Source organism: Psychrobacter sp. GW64-MNA-CIBAN-0177 (assembly GCF_040309585.1).
GTDB classification, from domain to species: domain Bacteria; phylum Pseudomonadota; class Gammaproteobacteria; order Pseudomonadales; family Moraxellaceae; genus Psychrobacter; species Psychrobacter okhotskensis.
Window position 1 is genome coordinate 1 of sequence record NZ_JBEOOY010000051.1, and the last position, 1,303, is coordinate 1,303.

Genomic DNA, 1,303 nt, shown 5'->3' on the forward strand with positions numbered 1-1,303 from the left:
GAGACCATCCCAGATTCTGTGTAACTGCCATTTAGATTAAATGCTTACTGATACGGTCATCAAACATAATCATAAAACGATTCAGAGCAGACGTCCAGTTACGGATTGGCATCGACCACTTTTTAGACGCCTGCTGGGTGGCTAAGTACACCACTTTGAATGCTGCCTGATCAGACGGGAAGACCTTACGCTTATTCACCGCCGTACGAATCACGCTGTTTAGTGACTCAATAGCATTGGTGGTATAAATCACTTTTCTGATGTCTTTAGGGTAATTAAAGAACACCGTTAAGCCCTCCCAGTTATTGCGCCAAGACTTGACCACGTGCGGGTAATCTTTGCCCCAAGTCTCATCAAAGTGCTCAAGATTGGCCTCTGCCATCTCAAGCGTATCAGCGCCATAGATGGCCTTTAAATCAGCCGATACTTTCTTTTTATCCGTCCACGGCACAAACTTCATTGAATAGCGCACCATGTGTACGATACACAGCTGAACCTGTGCCTTTGGATAGACGGTGTTAATGGCATCAGGGAAGCCCTTTAGACCGTCAACACAAGCGATTAAGATGTCTTGTACGCCACGGTTTTGAAGCTCGGTAAGAACACCCAGCCAGAACTTAGCGCCTTCATTCTCTGAGAGCCACATACCAAGCAGCTCTTTTTTACCGTTAAGGTTAACGCCTAGGGCTAAGTAAATGGCTTTGTTGATGATCTGCTTGTCTTGACGTATCTTCACGACGATGCAGTCTAAATAGACGATAGGATAAACACTGCTCAGTGGCCGGTTCTGCCAAGCGGTGATGTCGTCTAAGATATTATCGGTGACTCTTGAGACAAGAGAGCTTGAGATATCGACATCGTAGAGCTCTTTAATGCTCTCTACGATCTCAGTGGTGGTTTGACCCTTGGCGTAAAGGAAGATGATCTTGTCATCAAGGCCACTAATACGGGTTTGATGCTTGCGCACGAGTGTAGGTTCAAAGTCACCATGACGGTCTCTTGGGGTGGATATCTCAAGATCGCCTGTGTCACTGCGGACGGTCTTTTTAGTATGGCCGTTGCGCTTATTGGGCTTGTCTGCCTTTTCATGCTTGGGATAGCCGAGATGGTCTTCCATCTCAGCTTCAAGGGCAGTATCGATAAAGGATTGCATGAGCTGCTTTTGAAAATCTTTGATGTCATCGAAGCTGTTCATGCTACCAGCCATTTGCTCGGCCAGTTTTTTAATGTCAGATTGAGTCGTCATTGCTTATTCTCCGGTTAGTGGATTATAAGCAGTTACACAAAGTTTGGGAAAGGCTCG

General features: G+C 46.0%; 1 protein-coding gene. It reads right to left on the minus strand.

The window, feature by feature from the left end:
• Positions 1-31: 31 nt before the first annotated feature.
• Entirely contained in the window at positions 32-1,246 is a 1,215-nt protein-coding gene (locus AAEY79_RS14125) for an IS256 family transposase (protein ID WP_352288842.1), read from the minus strand.
• Between the last annotated feature and the right edge of the window lie 57 nt (positions 1,247-1,303).

Excerpts from the sequence above, each read along its gene's own strand:
- AAEY79_RS14125 (WP_352288842.1), bottom strand. The coding sequence starts at position 1,246 with ATGACGACTCAATCTGACATTAAAAAACTGGCCGAGCAAATGGCTGGT.